The organism is Modestobacter sp. VKM Ac-2978, from assembly GCF_026968025.1.
Classification (GTDB): domain Bacteria; phylum Actinomycetota; class Actinomycetes; order Mycobacteriales; family Geodermatophilaceae; genus Modestobacter.
In genome coordinates this window covers 1-19813 of record NZ_JAPVBP010000010.1, presented here as the reverse complement: position 1 = coordinate 19813, position 19813 = coordinate 1, and the positions used below count along the sequence as shown (strand labels likewise).

The 19813-nt window shown below is 73.1% G+C and carries 16 protein-coding genes; 7 read left to right on the top strand and 9 right to left on the bottom strand.

Going from position 1 to position 19813, the window contains the following annotated elements; all coding sequences use genetic code 11:
- Window positions 1-168: 168 nt before the first annotated feature.
- Both O2W53_RS20940 and ppsA read left to right on the top strand, forming a co-directional pair.
- Window positions 169-1074, top strand: a complete 906-nt coding sequence (locus tag O2W53_RS20940) for a pyruvate, water dikinase regulatory protein (RefSeq protein ID WP_269164995.1) — start codon at window positions 169-171, stop codon at window positions 1072-1074.
- The gene (ppsA, locus tag O2W53_RS20935; RefSeq protein ID WP_269164994.1) at window positions 1071-3491 is read left to right on the top strand and encodes a phosphoenolpyruvate synthase; all 2421 of its coding nucleotides are present in this window, start codon (window positions 1071-1073) and stop codon (window positions 3489-3491) included. The genes O2W53_RS20940 and ppsA overlap by 4 nt, the downstream gene beginning before the upstream one ends.
- Window positions 3492-3538: 47 nt before the next feature.
- Here ppsA and O2W53_RS20930 read toward each other — a convergent pair whose 3' ends face one another.
- Window positions 3539-5752 carry a diguanylate cyclase domain-containing protein gene (locus O2W53_RS20930; RefSeq protein ID WP_269164993.1) on the bottom strand — a complete coding sequence of 738 codons (2214 nt, stop codon included), beginning with the start codon at window positions 5750-5752 and terminating at the stop codon, window positions 3539-3541.
- Window positions 5753-5985: 233 nt separating this feature from the next.
- Here O2W53_RS20930 and O2W53_RS20925 point away from each other — a divergent pair, with 233 nt between their 5' ends.
- Entirely contained in the window at window positions 5986-7203 is a 1218-nt protein-coding gene (locus O2W53_RS20925) for a 3-deoxy-7-phosphoheptulonate synthase (protein ID WP_269164992.1), read from the top strand.
- 12 nt (window positions 7204-7215) lie between these two features.
- Here O2W53_RS20925 and O2W53_RS20920 read toward each other — a convergent pair whose 3' ends face one another.
- Window positions 7216-7494: a hypothetical protein gene (locus O2W53_RS20920; protein ID WP_269164991.1), complete on the bottom strand. Its 279-nt coding sequence runs from the start codon at window positions 7492-7494 to the stop codon at window positions 7216-7218.
- 340 nt (window positions 7495-7834) lie between these two features.
- Between O2W53_RS20920 and O2W53_RS20915 the strand changes: the two genes are divergently transcribed.
- Window positions 7835-10204: an excinuclease ABC subunit UvrA gene (locus O2W53_RS20915; RefSeq protein WP_269164990.1), complete on the top strand. Its 2370-nt coding sequence runs from the start codon at window positions 7835-7837 to the stop codon at window positions 10202-10204.
- 13 nt (window positions 10205-10217) lie between these two features.
- Here the strand turns inward: O2W53_RS20915 and O2W53_RS20910 are convergent, their stop codons facing one another.
- From O2W53_RS20910 to O2W53_RS20885, 6 genes are all read right to left on the bottom strand, one after another.
- Window positions 10218-10910, bottom strand: coding sequence for an IclR family transcriptional regulator (locus O2W53_RS20910; RefSeq protein ID WP_269164989.1), 693 nt, complete (start codon window positions 10908-10910; stop codon window positions 10218-10220).
- 69 nt (window positions 10911-10979) lie between these two features.
- Entirely contained in the window at window positions 10980-12428 is a 1449-nt protein-coding gene (locus O2W53_RS20905) for an aldehyde dehydrogenase family protein (RefSeq protein WP_269164988.1), read from the bottom strand.
- Window positions 12429-12475: 47 nt separating this feature from the next.
- Window positions 12476-13672: a fumarylacetoacetase gene (gene fahA / locus O2W53_RS20900; protein WP_269164987.1), complete on the bottom strand. Its 1197-nt coding sequence runs from the start codon at window positions 13670-13672 to the stop codon at window positions 12476-12478.
- Window positions 13669-14874 carry a homogentisate 1,2-dioxygenase gene (locus O2W53_RS20895; RefSeq protein ID WP_269164986.1) on the bottom strand — a complete coding sequence of 402 codons (1206 nt, stop codon included), beginning with the start codon at window positions 14872-14874 and terminating at the stop codon, window positions 13669-13671. The genes fahA and O2W53_RS20895 overlap by 4 nt, the downstream gene beginning before the upstream one ends.
- Before the next feature lie 63 nt (window positions 14875-14937).
- Window positions 14938-16533, bottom strand: a complete 1596-nt coding sequence (locus O2W53_RS20890) for an FAD-dependent monooxygenase (RefSeq protein WP_269164985.1) — start codon at window positions 16531-16533, stop codon at window positions 14938-14940.
- Window positions 16534-16540: 7 nt separating this feature from the next.
- Window positions 16541-17503 (bottom strand): MBL fold metallo-hydrolase, encoded by a 963-nt coding sequence (locus O2W53_RS20885; protein ID WP_269164984.1) that lies wholly within the window; start codon window positions 17501-17503, stop codon window positions 16541-16543.
- A 184-nt stretch (window positions 17504-17687) separates the two neighbouring features.
- Between O2W53_RS20885 and O2W53_RS20880 the strand changes: the two genes are divergently transcribed.
- Window positions 17688-18086 (top strand): YidH family protein, encoded by a 399-nt coding sequence (locus O2W53_RS20880; RefSeq protein WP_331253812.1) that lies wholly within the window; start codon window positions 17688-17690, stop codon window positions 18084-18086.
- Window positions 18083-18427 (top strand): DUF202 domain-containing protein, encoded by a 345-nt coding sequence (locus O2W53_RS20875; protein WP_269164983.1) that lies wholly within the window; start codon window positions 18083-18085, stop codon window positions 18425-18427. Before O2W53_RS20880 ends, O2W53_RS20875 begins: the two co-directional genes overlap by 4 nt.
- A 21-nt stretch (window positions 18428-18448) precedes the next feature.
- Here the strand turns inward: O2W53_RS20875 and O2W53_RS20870 are convergent, their stop codons facing one another.
- Window positions 18449-18946, bottom strand: a complete 498-nt coding sequence (locus O2W53_RS20870; RefSeq protein ID WP_269164982.1) for a hypothetical protein — start codon at window positions 18944-18946, stop codon at window positions 18449-18451.
- Between the two features lie 328 nt (window positions 18947-19274).
- On the opposite strand from O2W53_RS20870, the gene O2W53_RS23840 reads away from it, so the two are divergent.
- Window positions 19275-19813: sigma-70 factor domain-containing protein (locus O2W53_RS23840; protein ID WP_331253811.1), on the top strand; the 539-nt coding region annotated here is incomplete at its 3' end.

Sequence of the window (19813 nt, the reverse complement as noted above, 5' to 3'; positions counted from 1 at the left end):
GTGGGTCTGCGGGGACCGTGGCGCGACCGCGCAGGTGCGCGCGGGGCACCCGGCGGGGGATGCTCACCCCGAGCTCGCTCCTCTCTGCAACGACGCGGAAGACCAGAGGTGCCGTATGACGCCTGACCTGCCGGGGCACTGCGCCGGGAACCGCCACCGGAGCGCCCGGTGACCGACGCGGGTCCCGCGGACCGCGACCCGGACGCCGTCGTCCCGGTGTTCTTCCTCTCCGACAGCACCGGGATCAGCGCGGAGACGATGGGCAACGCCTTGCTCATCCAGTTCCCCGACGTGCACTTCGAGCGCACCCTCATCCCGTTCATCTCCTCGGTCGAGGAGGCCCGCGAGGTGGTGGCCCAGCTCGACGAGGCGATGGAGGGGCCGGTCACCCCGCTGGTCTTCACCACCGCCGCGGTCGACGAGGTCCGCGAGGAGCTGCTGCGGACGAAGGCCCCGATCATCGACTTCTTCGGCATCCACATGGACCGGGTGGAGGAGCAGCTGGGCACCCGCGGCCTGCGGGAGGCGCGGCGGCTGCACGGGGTCGGCGACGTCCGGCGCTACAACAGCCGGATGGCGGCGATCGAGTTCGCCATCGAGCACGACGACGGGCTGAGCCCGCGCGGACTGGACCGGGCCGACGTCGTGCTGCTGGCGCCGTCCCGGTGCGGCAAGACGCCGACCGCGATGTACCTGGCGCTGCAGCACGGCCTCTTCGTGGCCAACTACCCGCTGGTCGACGAGGACCTGGAGACCACCGACCTGCCCCGTCCGGTGAAGGACCTCCGGGAACGGTGCTTCGGGCTGACCACCACGGTGACCAGGCTCAGCCGGGTCCGGCAGGAGCGGCGCCCGGACTCGCGGTACGCGTCCGAGGACCAGTGCCGGTACGAGCTGCGCCGGGCGACGGCGATGTACGAGACCCACTCCCTGCCCACGGTCGACACCTCGGCGGCCTCCGTCGAGGAGATCGCCGCCGTGGTGATCCAGACCCTGGCCCGGCAACGGCGCAGCTCCGGCGTGCCCTCGATGTCCGGCCACGACCTCCGGCGAGGAAGGACCCCCCGACCATGAGCACCGACACCGCACCCGAGGTCCCGGCCGGCAGCACCCCGGACGACGGCGACAACGTCCGCTGGTTCGCCGAGCTCGGGCTCGGCGACCTGGAGGTCGTGGGCGGGAAGAACGCCTCGCTCGGCGAGATGATCTCCCACCTCGCCGACGCCGGGGTCAGCGTCCCGGACGGCTTCGCGACCACGGCCGCGGCCTACCAGCGCTTCCTCGGCGACACCGGGCTGGCCGCACGGATCGCCGACCGGCTGCGCACGCTGGACACCGACGACGTCCGGGCGCTCTCCGCCGCCGGCACCGAGATCCGCCGGGCGGTGGTCGACCAGCCGTTCCCGCCGGCGCTGGAGGCCGACATCCGGGCCGCGTACGAGCGGCTCGCCGGGGACGACGCGGAGGCGTCCTTCGCGGTGCGCTCCAGCGCCACGGCCGAGGACCTGCCCGACGCCTCCTTCGCCGGCCAGCAGGAGACCTTCCTCAACGTGCGCGGCATCGACGCCGTCCTGCAGGCGGTCCGCGAGGTCTACGCCTCCCTCTACAACGACCGGGCGATCGCCTACCGGGTGCACCACGGCTTCGACCACGAGTCGGTGTCGCTGTCGGCGGGCGTGCAGCGGATGGTGCGCTCGGACGTCGGGGCCTCGGGCGTGCTGTTCACCATGGACACCGAGTCCGGCTTCCGGGACGCCGTCTTCATCACCTCGGCCTACGGGCTGGGGGAGGGCGTGGTGCAGGGGGCGGTCAACCCCGACGAGTTCTACGTCTACAAGCCCGCCCTGCGCGCCGGCCGCCCGGCCGTGCTCAAGCGCGGCGTGGGGGAGAAGGCCACCAAGATGGTCTACACCGAGCACGCCGAGGTCGGCCGGACGACGGAGTTCGTCGACGTCGACCCCGCCGACCGCCGGAAGCTGTCGCTCACCGACGACGAGGTGCTCGAACTGGCCCGCCAGGCGCTGAAGATCGAGGAGCACTACGGCCGGCCGATGGACATCGAGTGGGGCAAGGACGGCCGCACCGGAGAGCTGATGATCCTCCAGGCGCGCCCGGAGACGGTGCAGTCCCGCGCCGGGACCACCTCGGAGCGCTACCGGCTCACCGGCACCGGGGACGTCGTGGTCGAGGGGCGGGCGATCGGGCAGAAGATCGGCGCGGGTGCGGTCCGGGTGCTCACCGACATCGACGAGATGGACTCCTTCACCCCCGGCGACGTGCTGGTCGCCGACATGACCGACCCGGACTGGGAACCGATCATGAAGCGGGCCTCGGCGATCGTGACCAACCGCGGCGGCCGCACCTGCCACGCGGCGATCATCGCCCGCGAGCTCGGCATCCCCGCCGTCGTCGGCACCGGCACCGCCACCCGGGCGCTGTCCGATGGTGACCCGGTCACCGTCTCCTGCGCCGAGGGCGACACCGGCCTGGTCTACGCCGGCGAGGTGGGCTTCGAGGTCGCCGAGACCGAGCTGGACGCGATGCCGGAGATCCCCACCAAGATCATGATGAACGTGGGGACGCCGGAGCAGGCCTTCGCCTTCTCCCGGCTGCCGCACGCCGGGGTCGGGCTGGCCCGGCTGGAGTTCATCATCAACCGGCAGATCGGGATCCACCCGCGCGCCCTGCTGGAGCTGGACACCCTAGACGCGCCGCTCAAGGCGGAGATCGAGGAGCGGATCGTCGCCTACCCCTCGGCGCGGGACTTCTTCGTGCAGCGGGTGGCCGAGGGCATCTCGATGATCGCCGCGGCGTTCGCGCCCGAGCCGGTGATCGTGCGGATGAGCGACTTCAAGTCCAACGAGTACGCCAACCTGCTCGGCGGTGAGGCCTACGAGCCGCACGAGGAGAACCCGATGCTCGGCTACCGCGGGGCGTCGCGGTACCTGTCGGCCGACTTCGCCGACTGCTTCGCCATGGAGTGCGAGGCGCTGCGGTACGTGCGCGACGAGATGGGGCTGACCAACGTCAAGATCATGATCCCGTTCGTCCGAACCGTGGCGGAGATCGAGGGCGTGGTGCGGCTGCTCGGCGAGCACGGGCTGCGCCGCGGGGAGAACGACCTGTCGGTGGTGATGATGTGCGAGCTGCCGTCCAACGCGCTGCTGGCGCACGAGTTCCTCGACCACGTCGACGGGTTCTCCATCGGCTCCAACGACATGACCCAGCTGGTGCTCGGCCTGGACCGCGACTCCAGCCTGGTGGCCGGCAGCTTCGACGAGCGCAACCCCGCCGTCCTCGCCGTGCTGGAGATGGCGATCAAGGCCTGCCTGGAGCGCGGCAAGTACGTCGGCATCTGCGGCCAGGGCCCCAGCGACCACCCCGACCTGGCCGAGTGGCTGGTGGCCCAGGGGATCGAGTCGATGTCGCTGAACCCGGACACCGTCGTCGACACCTGGCTGCACCTGGCGAAGACCGCGCGCCCGGCCTGACGGCGGGGCGGCCGGTGCCGTGGGTGCCGGGACGGGTGGTGCGGCCCTCAGTCCCGGCGGCCCGCCGGCCCGCGCTTGGTCCGGTACATGGCGGCGTCGGCGCAGGCGAGGAGCGATGTCGGGTCGTCGGCGTCCGCGGGGAAGACCGCAGCCCCGGAGCTGGCGCGGATCCGCAGGGCCGTCCCGGGCAGCTGGAGCGGCGCCTCGAGCGCGGTGCGCAGGTGCTCCTGCACCCGCCGGACCAGCTCCTCCGCAGGTGGGCGGCTGCCGTCGTCCGGCCGTGCCCGGCCGGTCGCGGGGAGGCCGGCGAGGACGACCAGGAACTCGTCGCCGCCCAGCCGGCCCAGCAGGTCGCCGGAGCGGACGGCCGAACGCAGCCGGCCGGCCGCCCCGACGAGCGCGGCGTCGCCGACGGCGTGACCGAAGCGGTCGTTGATCGCCTTGAAGTCGTCGAGGTCCAGCAGCACCGCCGCCACGCTCCCGCCGCTGCGGCGGGCACGGCGCAGTTCCAGGTTCAGGTGCTCGAGCACGTGCGCCCGGTTCGGCAGGCCGGTCAGCTCGTCGTGGTGGGCCAGGTACGCCGTCCGCCGCTCCCGGTCGACGCGTGCCGTCACGTCCAGCTGGCTGCCGATGAGGTGCGTGACCTCGCCGTGCGTGTCCCGGACGGCGCTGACGTGCAGTTCGTTCCAGAACGCCGAGCCGTCGCGCCGGTAGTTCAGCAGCACCGTGTCGACGCCCCGCCCGGCGAGCAGCCGCCGCCTGATCGGGTCCACCTGGTTGCGGTCGGTGTCGGCCCCCTGCAGGAAGCGGCAGTTGCGGCCGAGCACCTCCGTCTCCGGGTAGCCGGTCATCCGCAGGAACGCGTCGTTCGCGTAGACCAGCGGGAGGTCGGGGAGGCGGGCGTCGGCGATCACGATCCCGTTGCTCGCCACCGAGACGGCCCGGAGCATCAGGTCCGGCAGTTCGGCCTCGGTGACCCGCGCGACGGGGTCACCGACGGCCGGGGCGGGGCGGTGCGTCGGCGGAGCCGTCCCGGCCGCCGGACGGGTCTTCTCCAGCAGCAGCCCGGCGGCCTCGAGCACCCGCTGCCGGTCGTAGGTCAGCACATAGTCGAGCCGGCGACCGGCCGAGCGCACCGGGACGGCGGCCTCGGTCGGGTCGCTGCGACCGTCGACCGGGACCTCGCGGGCGGCCAGCGCAGCCGCGAAGTGCGGGCTGACCACGGTCACGACCCACTGGTCGGTCAGCGGGTCGTCGGCCTCGAGGGGGGTGCCCACCACGCCCGGCGCGGGCTCGTCGGGCATCCCCGCGCCGGTCACCGCGGTCAGGGCGGTGAGGCTGCCGAGCGTCTCGTACCGACGGCGGGTGCGCGCGCTCATCAGCTCCGCGTGCTGGAAGTTCGCGAGGACGACGGTCTGCTCGTCCAGCAGGAGTGCCTGGCGCTCGACCTGACGGGTCATCGAGGCGAGCAGCGGCACACCGGCGCGCTGCGGTCGCGAGGCGGCGGCGAGCACCTCGTACGGGGTCCCGGGACCGGTTCCCCCGGCGCCCCGCGCGGGGGTGGCCGGGGGGAGCTGCAGGGCCCGCATGCCGGCCGCCGGCAGGTCCCCCGGACGTCCGAACATCCAGCCCTGACCGAGTCGCGCGCCCATCGCCAGCGCGCGGTCCAGGTGCTCGGTGGTCTCGATCCCCTCGGCCAGGACGAGCGCGCCGGAGCGCTCGGCGTCGGCACGCACGGCGTTGACCACCGCGGCGGCCTGCAGGCTGGTGTGTCCGCGCACCAGGGCCAGGTCCAGCTTGATCACGTCCGGCCGCAGGAACGACACCAGTGCGAGCCCGGCCGGTTCGGCGCCGACGTCGTCCAGCGCCACCCGCCAGCCGATCTCCCGCGCACCCCGCACGCCGCGGACCAGGTCGGCCGGGCGCTCGAGCAGGTCGCGCTCGGTCACCTCCAGGACCACCTGCACCCCGGCCGGCGTCAGCTCGGCGAGGTCGGCCAGGTCGGCGGGGGACAGCGTGGACAGCGTCGCCGGTTCGATGTTCACGAACAAGGTGGTCGGCTCGGCGGCGCCGGCGACCCCGCGCAGCGCAGCGCGCAGGCAGGCGGCGTCCAGCGACGCGGTGGTCCCGGCTGCCGCGGCGGCGGCGAACAGCTCGGTCGGGGACTCCAGCGGCCCCGGCTCGCCGCGGGACAGTGCCTCCACCGCCACCAGCGCGCCGCCGTCGGCCAGGTCCACGATCGGCTGGAACAGCGACCGCACAGCGTGCTCTCCGCACACCCGTGGGGTCATGGACCGAGCCTTCCACGCCGGCCCGGTCGGCGCGGGTCGTGCGGCCCCACCTGCCCGAGCATGCGCCCCCAGCCGGGTGAGGAGGGGCACCCGGGACGACACGCCGACCCCCGGCTCCGGGATGCTGTGCCGGTCAGCCCCGCGGGAGCGGGCGCGGCCCCGGCCGGGGCGCTGGCGAGTCGCGAACGACGGAGGAGACCCCCATGCCGGCTGACCAGTTGCTGGACGAGGCGACGCGGATCGCCGATGCGCTGCTCGAGGTCCAGACCCGGGTGAACGCCCAGATCGACGCCGCGCTGACCGACCTGCTGCCCGCGGTGCAGCAGCGACTGGGTGCCGCGCCGGCGACGGACGTCGACCTGAGCGACCTGGGGAACGCCCGGATCACCGGCCTGAGCGTCGTCGTCACCCCGGCTGCGGTGGCGACCGTCGTCCCGCTGTCGGCGGAGTCCGCCGCCACCACCCGGGACGCGCGCCGCGCCACGACCGACATCGTCGGCGGGGCCGACGACCGGCTGGCCGTCATCGCAGGTCCCTGCTCGATCCACGACGCGGCCGCGGCCCTGGAGTACGCCGCCTTCCTCGCCGACATGCGGGCGCGGTACGGCGCGGACCTGGAGATCCTGATGCGGACCTACACCGAGAAGCCGCGGACCGAGGTCGACTGGAAGGGGTTCGCCTACGACCCGTTCCTGGACGGCTCCAGCCGGATCAGCGTCGGCCTCGTCGCGACCCGGATGCTGATGGGCCGGATCACCGCGCTGGGCGTCCCGGTGGCCGCGGAGCCGCTGAACGCGCTCACGCCGCAGTACGTCGACGGGCTGGTCACCTACAACGGCGTCGGTGCCCGCAACGTCACCGACCAGACCGCCCGGGAACGGGTGTCCGGCTTCTCCTCCGTCGTCGGCTTCAAGAACTCGCCGGAGGGGAGCGTCGACGTGGCGATCCAGGCCGTGCTGACCGCGCGGGCGCCGCACGAGTTCCTCGGCGTCGACCAGCACGGCGTGAGCGCCCAGCTGTCGACGACCGGGAACGACACCGGTCACGTCATCCTGCGCGGCGCCAAGGACGGCCCCAACTACTCGGCCGCGCACATCGCCGCCACGAAGCGGGCGCTGGCCGCCCGTGGTCTGCCGGAGGTCGTCGTCGTCGACGCCTCGCACGGCAACAGCCAGAAGGACCACCGCCGTCAGGCCGAGGTCGTGCGCGACCTGGCCGGGCAGGTCGCCGGCGGCGAGCAGGCGATCCGCGGGGTGATGATCGAGAGCAACCTCGTGGCCGGGCGGCAGGACCTGGACCAGCGGCACCCCGAGCGGCTGGAGCACGGCAAGAGCGTCACCGACGCCTGCGTCGACCTCAGCACCACCGAGGAGCTGCTGGCGGAGCTGGCCGAGGCCTCCCGGACGCGGCGCGCGGCCTGACCGGCCCCGCCGTCAGGCCGTCGAGGCGAGCCGCCCGGCCAGGGTGACGTCGACCGTCAGCACGCAGGGGAGCCGGTGCAGCCGGGCGACCACCAGGTCCACCTCATCGGGGGTGGCGAGCAGGTCGACGCTGATCGTCCAGCGGTCGGTGCCGGCCTCCTCGGCCGACAGCCGGGTGAAGGCGTGGTGGCGCCCGGTCAGCATGGTGAGGACGCGCTGTAGGCCGAGTGCGTCGGTGACGACGACGCGCACCTTGGCGGTGTCGTGGGCGGAGCTGTGGCGGGGGGACATGGGGAGCCTCCGGGCCGGGTGGCCCTGGTCAGCGGGGGAGCGACCTCGATGGACGTGCCCACGGACCCGCCGGTGCGAGGGTCAGTCGCCGACGGGCCCGCACGGAATCCGCTGCCCAGCCACAGCCGCACGGTAGCCCCGGTGGTCGCCGCGGGACAAGGGGCCCGACCGGTCAGGAACGGAGAAGCGCAGGCGGTGCGGACGTCCCTAGCGTGATGCCCCGGGGAGCACCGCCGGCCGGGCGCGAGCTCCCCACTGCACGCCGATCTGCGGCACGCTGGCCCCGCCGCCGCACCAGGACGCCGCATCTGCGACCACCGGACCCGCCCCGAGGAGACACGTGAGCACCGCACCGGAGCACGCTGCCGACACCCACGACCTGATCCGGGTGCTCGGCGCGCGGGTGAACAACCTCAAGGACGTCAGCGTCGAGATCCCGAAGCGCCGGCTGACGGTGTTCACCGGCGTCTCCGGCTCGGGCAAGAGCTCGCTGGTGTTCGACACGATCGCCGCGGAGTCCCAGCGGCTGATCAACGAGACCTACAGCGCCTTCGTGCAGGGCTTCATGCCGACGCTCGCCCGGCCGGAGGTCGACCTGCTGGAGGGTCTGACGACGGCGATCCTGGTCGACCAGGAGCGGATGGGCGCCAACCCCCGCTCCACCGTCGGTACCGCCACCGACGCCAACGCGATGCTGCGGATCCTCTTCAGCCGGCTCGGCACGCCGTACATCGGGCCGCCCACGGCGTTCTCCTTCAACGTCCCGACCCGCAGGGCGAGCGGGGTGATGAGCACGGAGAAGTCCGGCGGCCGGGTCGAGAAGGCCGTGGTGAAGGACGCCGTCTACCTGGGCGGCATGTGCCCGCGCTGCGAGGGCATGGGCTCGGTCTCCGACTTCGACCTCACGGCGCTGTACGACGAGGGCAAGTCGCTGGCCGAGGGTGCGCTGACCGTCCCCGGCTACAGCATGGACGGCTGGTACGGCCGGATCTTCAGCGGCGCCGGCTTCGACATGGACAAGCCGATCGCGAAGTTCACCAAGAAGGAGCTGCACGACCTCCTGTACAAGGAGCCGACCAAGATCAAGGTCGAGGGCATCAACCTCACCTACGAGGGCGTCATCCCCAAGATCCAGAAGTCGATGCTCGCCAAGGACGTCGACGCGATGCAGCCGCACATCCGCGCCTTCGTCGAGCGCGTGATCACCTTCCAGACCTGCCCGGAGTGCGACGGGACGCGCCTGACCCCGGAGGCACGGTCCTCGATGATCGAGGGCAGGAACATCGCCGACCTCTGCGCGATGCAGATCAGCGACCTCGCCGCCTGGGTCCGCGAACTCGACGACGCATCGGTCGCCCCGCTGCTCACCGGTCTGCGGCACCTCCTCGACTCGTTCACCGAGATCGGGCTGGGCTACCTCTCCCTCGACCGGCCGGCCGGGACGCTGTCCGGCGGTGAGGCGCAGCGCACCAAGATGATCCGCCACCTGGGGTCCGCGCTCACCGACGTCACCTACGTCTTCGACGAGCCGACCATCGGCCTGCACCCGCACGACATCGAGCGGATGAACGACCTGCTCCTGCAGCTCCGCGACAAGGGCAACACCGTGCTCGTCGTCGAGCACAAGCCCGAGACCATCGCGATCGCCGACCACGTCGTCGACCTCGGTCCGGGCGCCGGCACCGGCGGTGGGGAGGTCGTGTTCGAGGGCACCGTCGACGGGCTGCGGACCAGCGGCACGCTGACCGGCCGGCACCTCGACGAGCGCGTCGGTCTCAAGTCCGAGGTGCGCGCCTCCACCGGGGCCCTCGAGGTGCGCGGCGCGGACACCCACAACCTGCAGGGCGTCGACGTCGACATCCCGCTCGGCGTGCTGGTGGTGCTCACCGGCGTGGCCGGGTCGGGGAAGAGCTCGCTGGTCCACGGCTCCGTCGCGGACCGGGACGGCGTGGTGGTCGTCGACCAGGGTGCGATCCGCGGCTCCCGGCGGAGCAACCCCGCGACGTACACCGGCCTGCTCGACCCCATCCGCAAGGCCTTCGCCAAGGCGAACGGGGTGAAGCCGGCGCTCTTCAGCTCCAACTCCGAGGGCGCCTGCCCGACCTGCAACGGCGCCGGCGTCATCTACACCGAGCTCGGCGTCATGGCCACCGTGGAGTCCCCCTGCGAGGAGTGCGAGGGGAAGCGGTTCCAGGCCTCGGTCCTCGAGCACACGCTCGGCGGCCGCGACATCGCCGAGGTGCTCGCCATGTCGGTGACCGAGGCCGAGCAGTTCTTCGGCGACGGCGAGGCACGCACCCCGGCCGCCCACACGATCCTGGACCGGCTGGCCGACGTCGGTCTCGGCTACCTCACGCTCGGCCAGCCGCTCACCACGCTGTCCGGCGGGGAGCGACAGCGGCTCAAGCTGGCCACCCGGATGGCCGAGAAGGGCGGCGTCTACGTGCTCGACGAGCCGACCACCGGCCTGCACCTCGCCGACGTCGAGAACCTGCTCGGCCTGCTCGACCGGCTCGTCGACTCCGGCAAGTCGGTCATCGTCATCGAGCACCACCAGGCGGTGATGGCACATGCCGACTGGATCATCGACCTCGGCCCCGGCGCCGGGCACGACGGCGGCCGGATCGTCTTCGAGGGCACCCCCGCCGACCTCGTCGCCGGCCGCGCCACCGTCACCGGGGAGCACCTCGCGGCCTACGTCGGCAGCTGACCGCGGCCGGGGCTCAGCGCAGGACGGCGGCGACCTTCCCGGCGGCGGCGGCGACCGCCCGGCCCACCTGCTCGACGTCGCTGTTCTCGTCGACGAAGACGACGGCGAGTGCGGCCCGGGCGCCGCCGTCCGGGCCGAGGACCGGTGCGGCGATCGACCGGATGCCGGGGATCACCTCACCGTGCGAGCTGGCCCAGCCGGTCCGGCGGGCCTCCTGGAGGGCCGCACGGTCGTCGTCCGCCGGCGGCTCCGGCATGAGCAGGGCCAGGCCAGGGGCGCCGCGGCCGACCGGGTGCCGGGTACCCGGCCGGTAGGTGACGTGCGCCCGGGTGTCCTGCGGTTCGACGCTGGTCACCGTCACCGCCTCGTCGCCGGCCCGCACCACCAGGAACGCCGTCATGCCCAGCTCGGTGGACAGCGAGTTGAGCCGGGGGAGCGCAGCGGCGTTCAGGTCCGTGCGCACCCCGCGGGCCAGCGCGGCCACCCCCAGGCCGAGGCCGTAGTGGCCCAACGGGTCCCGTTCGACGAGCTGGTGGTCCTCCAGGGTGCGCAGCAGCCGGTAGGTGATCGACCGGTGCAGGTCCAGGGCACGGCCGATCTCGGTCACCGGCTGCGGGGTGCCCGCGCTCGCCAGGTGCTCGAGGATCCGGATGCCGCGGTCCAGCGTCTGCGACTGCGGAGCACCCCCGCTGTCGTTCGCTGGCATCGCCGTCCCCCTGTGGTCGCCGTCCTCGATGGCGTGGTCCTCACCCTAAGCCGCGGGCACCGGCGCGGGTCAGCCGTTGATCACCTGGGGCACGGCGACGGCCTTCAGGCCCTCGGCGCCGAACTCGAGCCCGTACCCGGACTTCTTGTGCCCGCCGAAGGGGATCATCGGGTGCACCCCGCCGTGGGCGTTGATCCAGACGGTGCCTGCTTCGAGGCGGGCGGCGACGGCGCGGGCGGCGTCCCGGTCGCTGCTCCACACCGAGGCGCCCAGGCCGACGTCGAGCCGGTTGGCCATGGCGACGGCCTGGTCGAGCTCGTCGTACCGGATGATCGGCAGGGCCGGCCCGAACTGCTCCTCGGCGACGAGCGGGTTCTCGTCGTCGATGTCGGCGACCAGCGTCGTCGGGTAGAAGTGGCCCGGCGCGTCGGTGTCGGGGTCACCACCGGTGAGGATGGTGGCGCCGGACTCACGGGCGGCGTCGACCAGCCGCGCGACGATGTCGTACTGGGCGCGGTTCTGCAGCGGGCCGAGGACGTTCTGCTCGTCCAGGCCCCGGCCCATCGGCATCGCCTTCGCGACCTCGGTCAGCGCGGCGCAGACCTCGTCGTAGACGTCGGTGTGCACGTACAGCCGCTTGAGCGCGGCGCAGGTCTGGCCGGTGTTGATGAACGCACCCCAGAACAGGTCCTGCGCGATCGCCTTCGGGTCGACGTCGGGGAGGACGATCCCGGCGTCGTTGCCGCCGAGCTCCAGGGTCAGCCGCTTCACGGTGTCCGCCGAGCTCTTGATGATCGCCTGGCCGGTGCGGGTGGAGCCGGTGAACATCACCTTGTCCACGTCCGGGTGGCTGGACAGCCGGGCGCCGACGTCGCCTTCGCCGGCGACGCCGATGAGGACGTCGGCCGGCAGGGCGCCGTTGAGGACCTCCAGCAGCGCCAGCACGCTGAGCGGGGTGTGCTCGGAGGGCTTGACGACCACGGTGTTGCCCATCCGCAGCGCGGGGGCGACCTGCCAGATCGTGATCATCATCGGCCAGTTCCACGGCCCGATGGCGCCCACGACGCCGATGGGCCGGTAGTGCAGCTCGGCGTGGGTGTCCCCGTCGTCGACGACGGTCTCCACGGGCAGCTCGGTGGCGGCGGTGGCGCGCAGCCACGCCGAGCAGGCACCGACCTCGAACCGGGCGTTGGGGCCGTTGAGCGGTTTGCCCTGCTCGCGGGAGAGCAGCTCGGCCAGCGGCTCGGCGGCCGCGTCGATCGCGTCGGCGGCCCGCATCAGGAGGTCGATGCGCTCGGAGTCCGCGCGGGCCGCCCAGGCCCGCTGGGCGGCCCGCGCGGTCGCGACGGCGCGGTCGACGTCCTCGGCGGACCCGAACGCGACCCGGCCCACGACCTCACCCGTCGCTGGGTCGAGGACCTCCCGGCCGTCGGGGTCGGAGACAGCTGCGAGCAGGCGCTCGTAGGTCGGGGTGTCTGCGTCGGTGTCGACGGGCGTGGCAACGGTGGGAGTGGTCATCGTCGGCCTCTCGTGGTGGGGGCGGTGCGGGGGACGGACAGGGTCGGTCAGCGGGCCGGTTCGACCCGGCCGGTGACCTCGCCGAAGGCGATGCGGGTGCCGTCGGGGCCGGGTGCGGTGGCGGTGAGGACGACCTCGTCGCCGTCCTCGAGGAAGGTGCGGGTGGAGCCGTCGGCGAGGGTGATCGGCTCCTTCCCGCCCCAGGACAGCTCGATCAACGAGCCGCGCTGGTCGGCGCGGGGGCCGGAGACGGTGCCGGAGGCATACAGGTCGCCGGTGCGCAGCGAGGCCCCGTTGACCGTCAGGTGGGCCAGCTGCTGCGCCGGGGTCCAGTACATGAGCTCGAACGGCGGCCGGCTCAGCACCTCGCCGTTGAGCCGCACCTCCAGGCTGATGTCCAGCCCCCAGGGCTCGGCGTCGTCGCGCAGGTAGGGCAGCGGCTCCGGGTCGCGGGCCGGCGGGGCGACCCGGGCCGCCTCGAGTGCGGCCAGCGGCACCACCCACGGGGAGACCGAGGTGAGGAAGGACTTGCCGAGGAACGGGCCCAGCGGCACGTACTCCCAGGCCTGCAGGTCGCGGGAGGACCAGTCGTTGACCAGGCACACCCCGAACACGTGGTCGGCGAACCGGCCGACCGGCACCGCGGTGCCGAGCTCGGAGCCGACGCCGACGACGAAGCCGACCTCGGCCTCGATGTCCAGCCGCTGGGAGGGCCCGAAGGTCGGTGCGTCGTCGGCCGGGGCCTTGCGCTGACCGCAGGGGCGGACGACGGGGGTGCCGGAGACCTGCACCGTGCCGGCCCGGCCGTGGTAGCCGATGGGCAGGTGCTTCCAGTTCGGGGTGAGCGCCGCGGAGTCCGGGCGGAACATCGCCCCGAGGTTCTCCGCGTGGTGCTGGGAGCTGTAGAAGTCGACGTAGTCGGCGACCTCGATCGGCAGGTGCATGGTCACCTCGGCCCGCGGCAGGAGGTGCGGCTCCACCTCGGCGCGGTGCGAGGAGTCGGTGAACCAGTCGACGAGCTGGGCGCGCAGCGCCGCCCAGGCCTCCGGCCCTCGCGCCAGCCAGGCGTTGAGGGTGCCGGTGGCGTGCACGTCGTCACCGGTGGCCGAGGCGAGGTCCAGCACCTGGTCACCGATCGCGATCCCGGTGCGAGGGGCGGTGCCCGCGGTGGAGAAGACGCCGTGGGGCAGGTTGCCCAGCCCGTAGCCGGTGTCCGCGGGGAGCTCCAGCCAGCTGCCCGTCACGCCGACGGCCCCCGGCCGGACCAGGACCAGGCGTACTTGCCGTCGTCGGAGGCGACGGCGGCCTCACCGAGGTCCAGCGGCCGGAAGGTGTCGACCATGACGGCGGTCTCGTCGAAGTACTCCGCACCCAGCGAGCGCTCCACCGCACCCGGCTGCGGGCCGTGGCTGTGCCCGCCGGGGTGCACGGAGATCGAGCCCTTGCCGATCCCGGAGCCCTTCCGGGCCTCGTAGTCGCCGTCGACGTAGAACATGATCTCGTCGGAGTCGACGTTGGAGTGGTAGTAGGGCACCGGCACCGCGAGCGGGTGGTAGTCGACCTTGCGGGGCACGAAGTTGCAGATCACGAAGTTGTTGCCCTCGAACACCTGGTGCACCGGCGGCGGCTGGTGCACCCGGCCGGTGATCGGCTCGTAGTCGGCGATGTTGAAGGCGTACGGGTAGAGGCAGCCGTCCCAGCCCACGACGTCAAAGGGGTGCTCGGGCACCACGTGCACGGTGCCGGCGAGCCCGCCGGGGCCGTTGCCGCGGTGCTTGACGTAGACCTCGACGTCGGTGCCCTCGCCCAGCAGCGGCTCGGTGGGACCGCGGAGGTCGCGCTCGCAGAACGGGGCGTGCTCCAGGAACTGCCCGTACCGGGACAGGTAGCGCTTGGGCGGGGCGATGTGCGAGTTCGCCTCGATGGCGTAGGTGCGCAGCGGCTCGGTGCCCGTCGGGACCCAGCGGTGCGTCGTCGTCCGCGGGATGATCACGTAGTCGCCCTGACCGACCTCCAGCGCGCCGAAGGACGTCTCCACCGTCGCCGACCCGCGCTCCACGTAGACGCACTCGTCGCCGGTGGCGTTGCGGTAGTACGGGCTGGTCAGCGAGGAGACGGCGTAGGAGATCCGCACGTCGGCGTTGCCCAGCACCAGCCGGCGCCCGGTGACCGCGTCGGTGGCCTTGTGCTCCTCGCCGGGGAACAGGTCGTGCAGCTTCAGGTGCCGGGGCACCAGCGGGGCGTTGGGGGTCAGCGTCTGGTCGGGCAGCTCCCACGGCCGGGCGTCGACCAGCGCCGACGGGATGCCGGAGTGGTAGAGCAGCGCGGAGTCGGAGGAGAAGCCCTCCTCACCGACCAGCTCCTCGGAGTACAGGCCGCCGTCGGGACGACGGTGCTGGGTGTGCCGCTTGGGCGGGACGCTGCCCACCTGCCGGTAGAACGCCATCGGGGCTCTCCTTCGGGGCTGGTCCCCACCAAAATGGCCATCTTGGTGGGAGGGAGTGGGTCGTCAGACGGGAGCGGGAACGGGACGGGCGAGCAGCCGGGCCACCGCGGGGGCGACGTCGGCGGGGCGGGTGAGGACGGCGGCGACGTGGGCGTCGGGGCGGAGCACCCAGGTCTCGTCGGGGCGGACGCCCAGCGCCTCGCGCAGCGTGGAGCCGGCGTCCAGGTCGCTGACCCGGTGCACCGCGACCGGCAGGTCACCGGGGAGCGCGTCGGGCAGGGCGGCGTCGTCCCCGACGAGGACGGTCACCCCGGCCCGGGCCAGCTGCCGCAGCCGGGCGACGTCCGACCTCCCCGGGACGGTGACCGGGGCGTCGGGCGCCAGCACCCCAGGCGCCGGTACCGGGACGTCGCCGCGTGCCGGCCGGCCGGGGAACGGCCGTCGTTCGTCGGGGGTGGTGAGCGGGGAGTCGACGTACCAGAACGGCTCCGCCAGCCGCCCGGAGTCGACCTCCGCCCGGGCCGCGGGATCGGTGGTGGCGCGCTCCAGCACCTCAAGCCGGTGCGCGGCCTCGGCCGGCGTGCCCGGCACCAGGAAGCGCATCGTGGCCCCGGTGACGTCGAGGTTCTCCACGGCCGCGGCGTGCCGCTCGTCGTGGTAGCTGTCCAGCAGCGTCTCCGGTGCCCAGCCGCGCAGCACGAAGGCGAGCTTCCAGGCCGCGTTCTCGGCGTCCAGCACCCCGGAGTTCAGGCCGCGGGCGCCGAAGGGGGAGACCAGGTGGGCGGCGTCCCCGGCGACGAGCACGCGCCCGACCCGCATCCGGTCGACCACCCGGGAGTGGAACCGGTAGACCGACTTCCAGACGACCTCGTAGGGCCGGTCGCCGATGACCTGGCGGATCCGCCGGTCCAGCCCACCGGAGGCCTCCTCGGCGGCGAGGTCGAACTCCGGCGGCACCTGCCAGTCGATCCGGAAGGTGGAGTCGGGGCAGGGGTGGATGAGCACCTGGCGGCCGGGGTTCCACTCCGGGTCGAAGTAGAAGCGCCGCTCGGTCTCCCAGCCGGGCAGGTCGGTGCGGATGTCGCAGATGAGGAACTGGTCGCCGAAGGTCTGCCCCTCGAAGGTCAGCCCCAGAGCGGTGCGGACGACGTCGGCCCGCGGGCCGGCGCAGGCGACCGCGTAACTGCCGGTGACGGTCGTCCCGTCGGCGCAGGAGACCGACACCCCGGCGTCGTCCTGCTGGATGCCGGTGACGTCGTGACCCCAGCGCACGTCGATCAGCGGCTGGGCGGCGATCGCTTCGTCGAGCAGCTCCTCGGTGAGGCACTGCGAGACGTTGACGAAGGGCGGGAACGGGGACTGCCCGCGGTCGACGAACTCGAAGCTGAACAGCTCGGCGTCGCGGTGGAAGGTGCGCGCGGTGGTCCAGGTGACGCCGCGGCGGGCGACCTCGGCCCCGACGCCGACGGAGTCCCAGACGTCGAGGACGTCGCGCTGCTGGCAGATCGCCTTGCTGCCGACCAGGTCCCGCGCGGGACGGCCGTCGAGCACGACGACCGGGAGACCCCAGCGGGCGAGCAGCAGGGCCGTGGTCTGGCCGACCGGGCCGCACCCGATGACGACGACCGGCGCCGTCCCGGGGCTCTCGGGGGTGGTCATCGCCGGATCAGCCCTGCAGCTCGTCCCACACCTGGCGGTCGCGCTCGGCCGTCCAGATGACCGGGCGCTCGATGCCGCTGAACTCGTCCCACAGCCGCTGCACGTCGAAGGGGAGACAGTGCTCGAAGATCGGCCAGTGCCCGAACTTCGGCGCCAGGGCGGCGTGGGTGGCCTCGAAGGCCTCCTTCAGCGTCCCCCCGGCGCGGTGCGCGGTGCCGACCGTCTCGTGCATCGTGGTGAGGAAGGCGCGGGTCTGCTCGATCGCGGCGTCGACCTCGTCGCGGCCGCGGGCGATGGCACCCCGGCCGCCGATGAGCTGCTCGGCGCCGAGGGCCTTGATCCGGTCGAGGGTGCCGGTGGCCCAGTCGAAGTGGAAGGCGTCGCCGGTGTACAGCGCGGCCTGTGACTCCACCAGGTCGCCGGCGAAGAGCACCTTGCTCTTGGGCAGCCAGGCCACGATGTCGCCCTCGGTGTGCCCGCGGCCCAGGTGCTCCAGCACCAGCTCACCGCGGTCGCCGCCGAGTTCGATGGTCAGCTTGTCGCGGAACGTCATGGTCGGCCAGGTCAGCCCGGGGATGGACTCGGGCTCCTCGAACAGCCGCGGCATCCGGCCGTACTCGCTCTCCCAGTCCTGCTGGCCACGCTCGGCGATCAGGCCCTTGGTCTGCTCGGAGCTGATGATGGCCTCGGCGTCGAACGCGCTGGCGCCGAGCACCCGCACGGCGTGGTAGTGGCTGAGCACCAGGTACCGCACCGGCTTGTCGGTGTGCTCGCGGAGCTTGGCCAGCCAGCGGCGGGCTGCGACCGGGGTGGCCAGCGCCTCGAAGCAGACGAGGAAGTCCTCGCCCTCGATGGCGCCGAGGTTGGGGTCGCCCTCTGCGGTGAGTGCGTACACCCCGTCGGCGAGCACCTCGAGGGTCTGCTCCTTGACGCCGAGGTCGGCGGATGAGGCGAAGGGCTTCGCTGCCATGAGAGCTCCCGTGCAGGATGGGGCATCGCTCGCATATCGAGCGATGCGTTCTCTTACCGGCTCAGCGTAGTGGCCGTGTGGCCTGTGACACAACCCATCCGGAGGGGTTGTGCCGCCGGTGCGGTGCCCCGGACCCCGGCGGCCGTCGTGCGAGCATCGCTGGGAGCGGGCGACGTGACCTGCCGTGGACGAGGGAGCCGAGGACGTGCCGGACGAGGCGCTGACCGACCGCCGGTTCCCCAGGCGGGTCTACCGGGCGGGGCGGGAACCGGACCCCAGGTTCAGCCTGGCGAACGAGCGCACGTTCCTGGCCTGGATCCGGACGTCGCTGGCGCTGGTGGCCGCCGGGGTCGCCCTGGAGGCGCTGGACCTGCCCATCGCCGACGGTCTGCGGCTGGCCGGCGCGCTGGTCTTCATCGTGCTCGGCCTGCTCGCCCCCGCCCAGGCGTGGCTGGGCTGGGCCGCCACCGAGCGGGCCCTGCGGCAGGGGCGGCCGCTGCCCTCGCCACGGTTGGGCCTGCTGCTGGCGGTCGGCACCACCGTGGGGGGCCTGCTGGTCCTCGTGGGCCTGCTGCTGCGGTGACGGACCACCCGGACGCCGTCTTCGACCTCGGGCTCCAGGCCGAGCGGACGGCGCTGGCCTGGCAGCGGACCGCGTTGGCCATGGCGATCGGGGCGCTCGTCGCCGGGCGGCTGGCCGTCCCGGTGTTCGGCGCGGGTTCCCTCGTGGTCGCCGTGCTGGGCGTGGTCGGGGCGGCGGTCGTCCTGGTGGTGTCCCGCCGCAGGTACCGCGCCGTCCACGAGTCGCTCAGCGCCCGGGGGGACCTCGCCGCCGTCCGCTCGGCCGGTGCCCCGATCGCCGCGCTGGCCGGCGTCGGCCTGCTGGTGGCCCTGCTGGCGCTGGCCTTCGTCCTGCTCCGCTGACGAGGGGAGCGGTGGCCCGAGCTACTCGGCCGAGGCCTCGACGACCGTGGCCAACAGGAACGGCTGGTCCTCCCACTCCCCGTACTGCTCGTCCTCCAGGTCGACCCCGAGCTGGCCCTCGACCTCGGCGAGGTCGAACTCCAGGGCCGCGGTGGCGGCCACCGTCACCGGCAGGCCCGGCTCGAGCCCCGGGACCTCGTCGGCGACCACGACCAGGAGTGGTTCGACCGAGGTGTCGTCCGGGCCGACGATGGTGAAGGAGTTGGGGCTCAGCACGTCCTCGACCTGGGCAGCCACGGTCACCTCCGTGCCGGCGTACACGTCGACGTCCTCGCGGAACGCCTCGTCGTACTCACCGGTGTAGGGATCGGTGAGGTCGTCCTCGGACCGGACGTCCGAGACGTCGGTCTCGCCGACCGCGAGCTCCTCCTCGCCGCAGCCGGACAGGCCCAGGAGGACGGCAGTGGTGAGGCCGAGAAGAGAAGCGCGGGCGATCGGCTTGCCGGGGGACGACAGCATGACGGAACTCTCCTCGAGGACGCGTTCGTTCGACGTGGACCGTTCCGCTGACCCCTTCCCACCGGGGTCGCGGGGCCAAACGGGCGTGGGCGCGGCGGGGGAGAGCACACCGGCGGAGGGGGCTCATCCCTCGGGCGAGGGTTGCTCCCTCCGCACCTGCGCCTACCATGGCGTTGATCCGTTGGCGGCCCGGGCGACCGGCTGCTGCGCCAGGCAGTCGCCCAGGCCGCTGACAGGTGCCGGTGCCAGCCCTGCACCTCACCCCACGGCCTCTCCGCCACCCGTCCCCGGTGTGCGATGCCGACTGGCATCGTCAGGAAAGGCGAACATGAGCATTGCTGACACGAAGGACCCGGCCATCGCGACCGCCGAGACCCCCCCGCCCATGACGGCTGCCGACGTGATCACCACGGCCGCGCCGGCCGAGGAGGAGGTCGCCGAGGACACCGACGGCGCCGCCGCTGCCGCCGCGTCCGAGTGGGACGACGAGGAGGACACCCTCGCCCTCCGGCAGGCCCGCAAGGACGCCGAGCTCACCGCGTCGACCGACTCGGTCCGCGCCTACCTGAAGCTCATCGGCCGCGTGAAGCTGCTGACCGCCGAGGAGGAGGTCGACCTCGCCCGCCGGATCGAGGCAGGCCTCTACGCCGGCCACAAGCTGCACGAGGCCATCGAGGGCGGCGGGAAGCTCGCCACCCAGCTGCGGCGTGACCTGACCTGGATCGTCCGGGACGGTGAGCGCGCCAAGGACCACCTGCTGGAGGCCAACCTCCGCCTGGTGGTGTCGCTGGCCAAGCGCTACACCGGCCGCGGGATGGCGTTCCTGGACCTGATCCAGGAGGGCAACCTCGGGCTGATCCGCGCGGT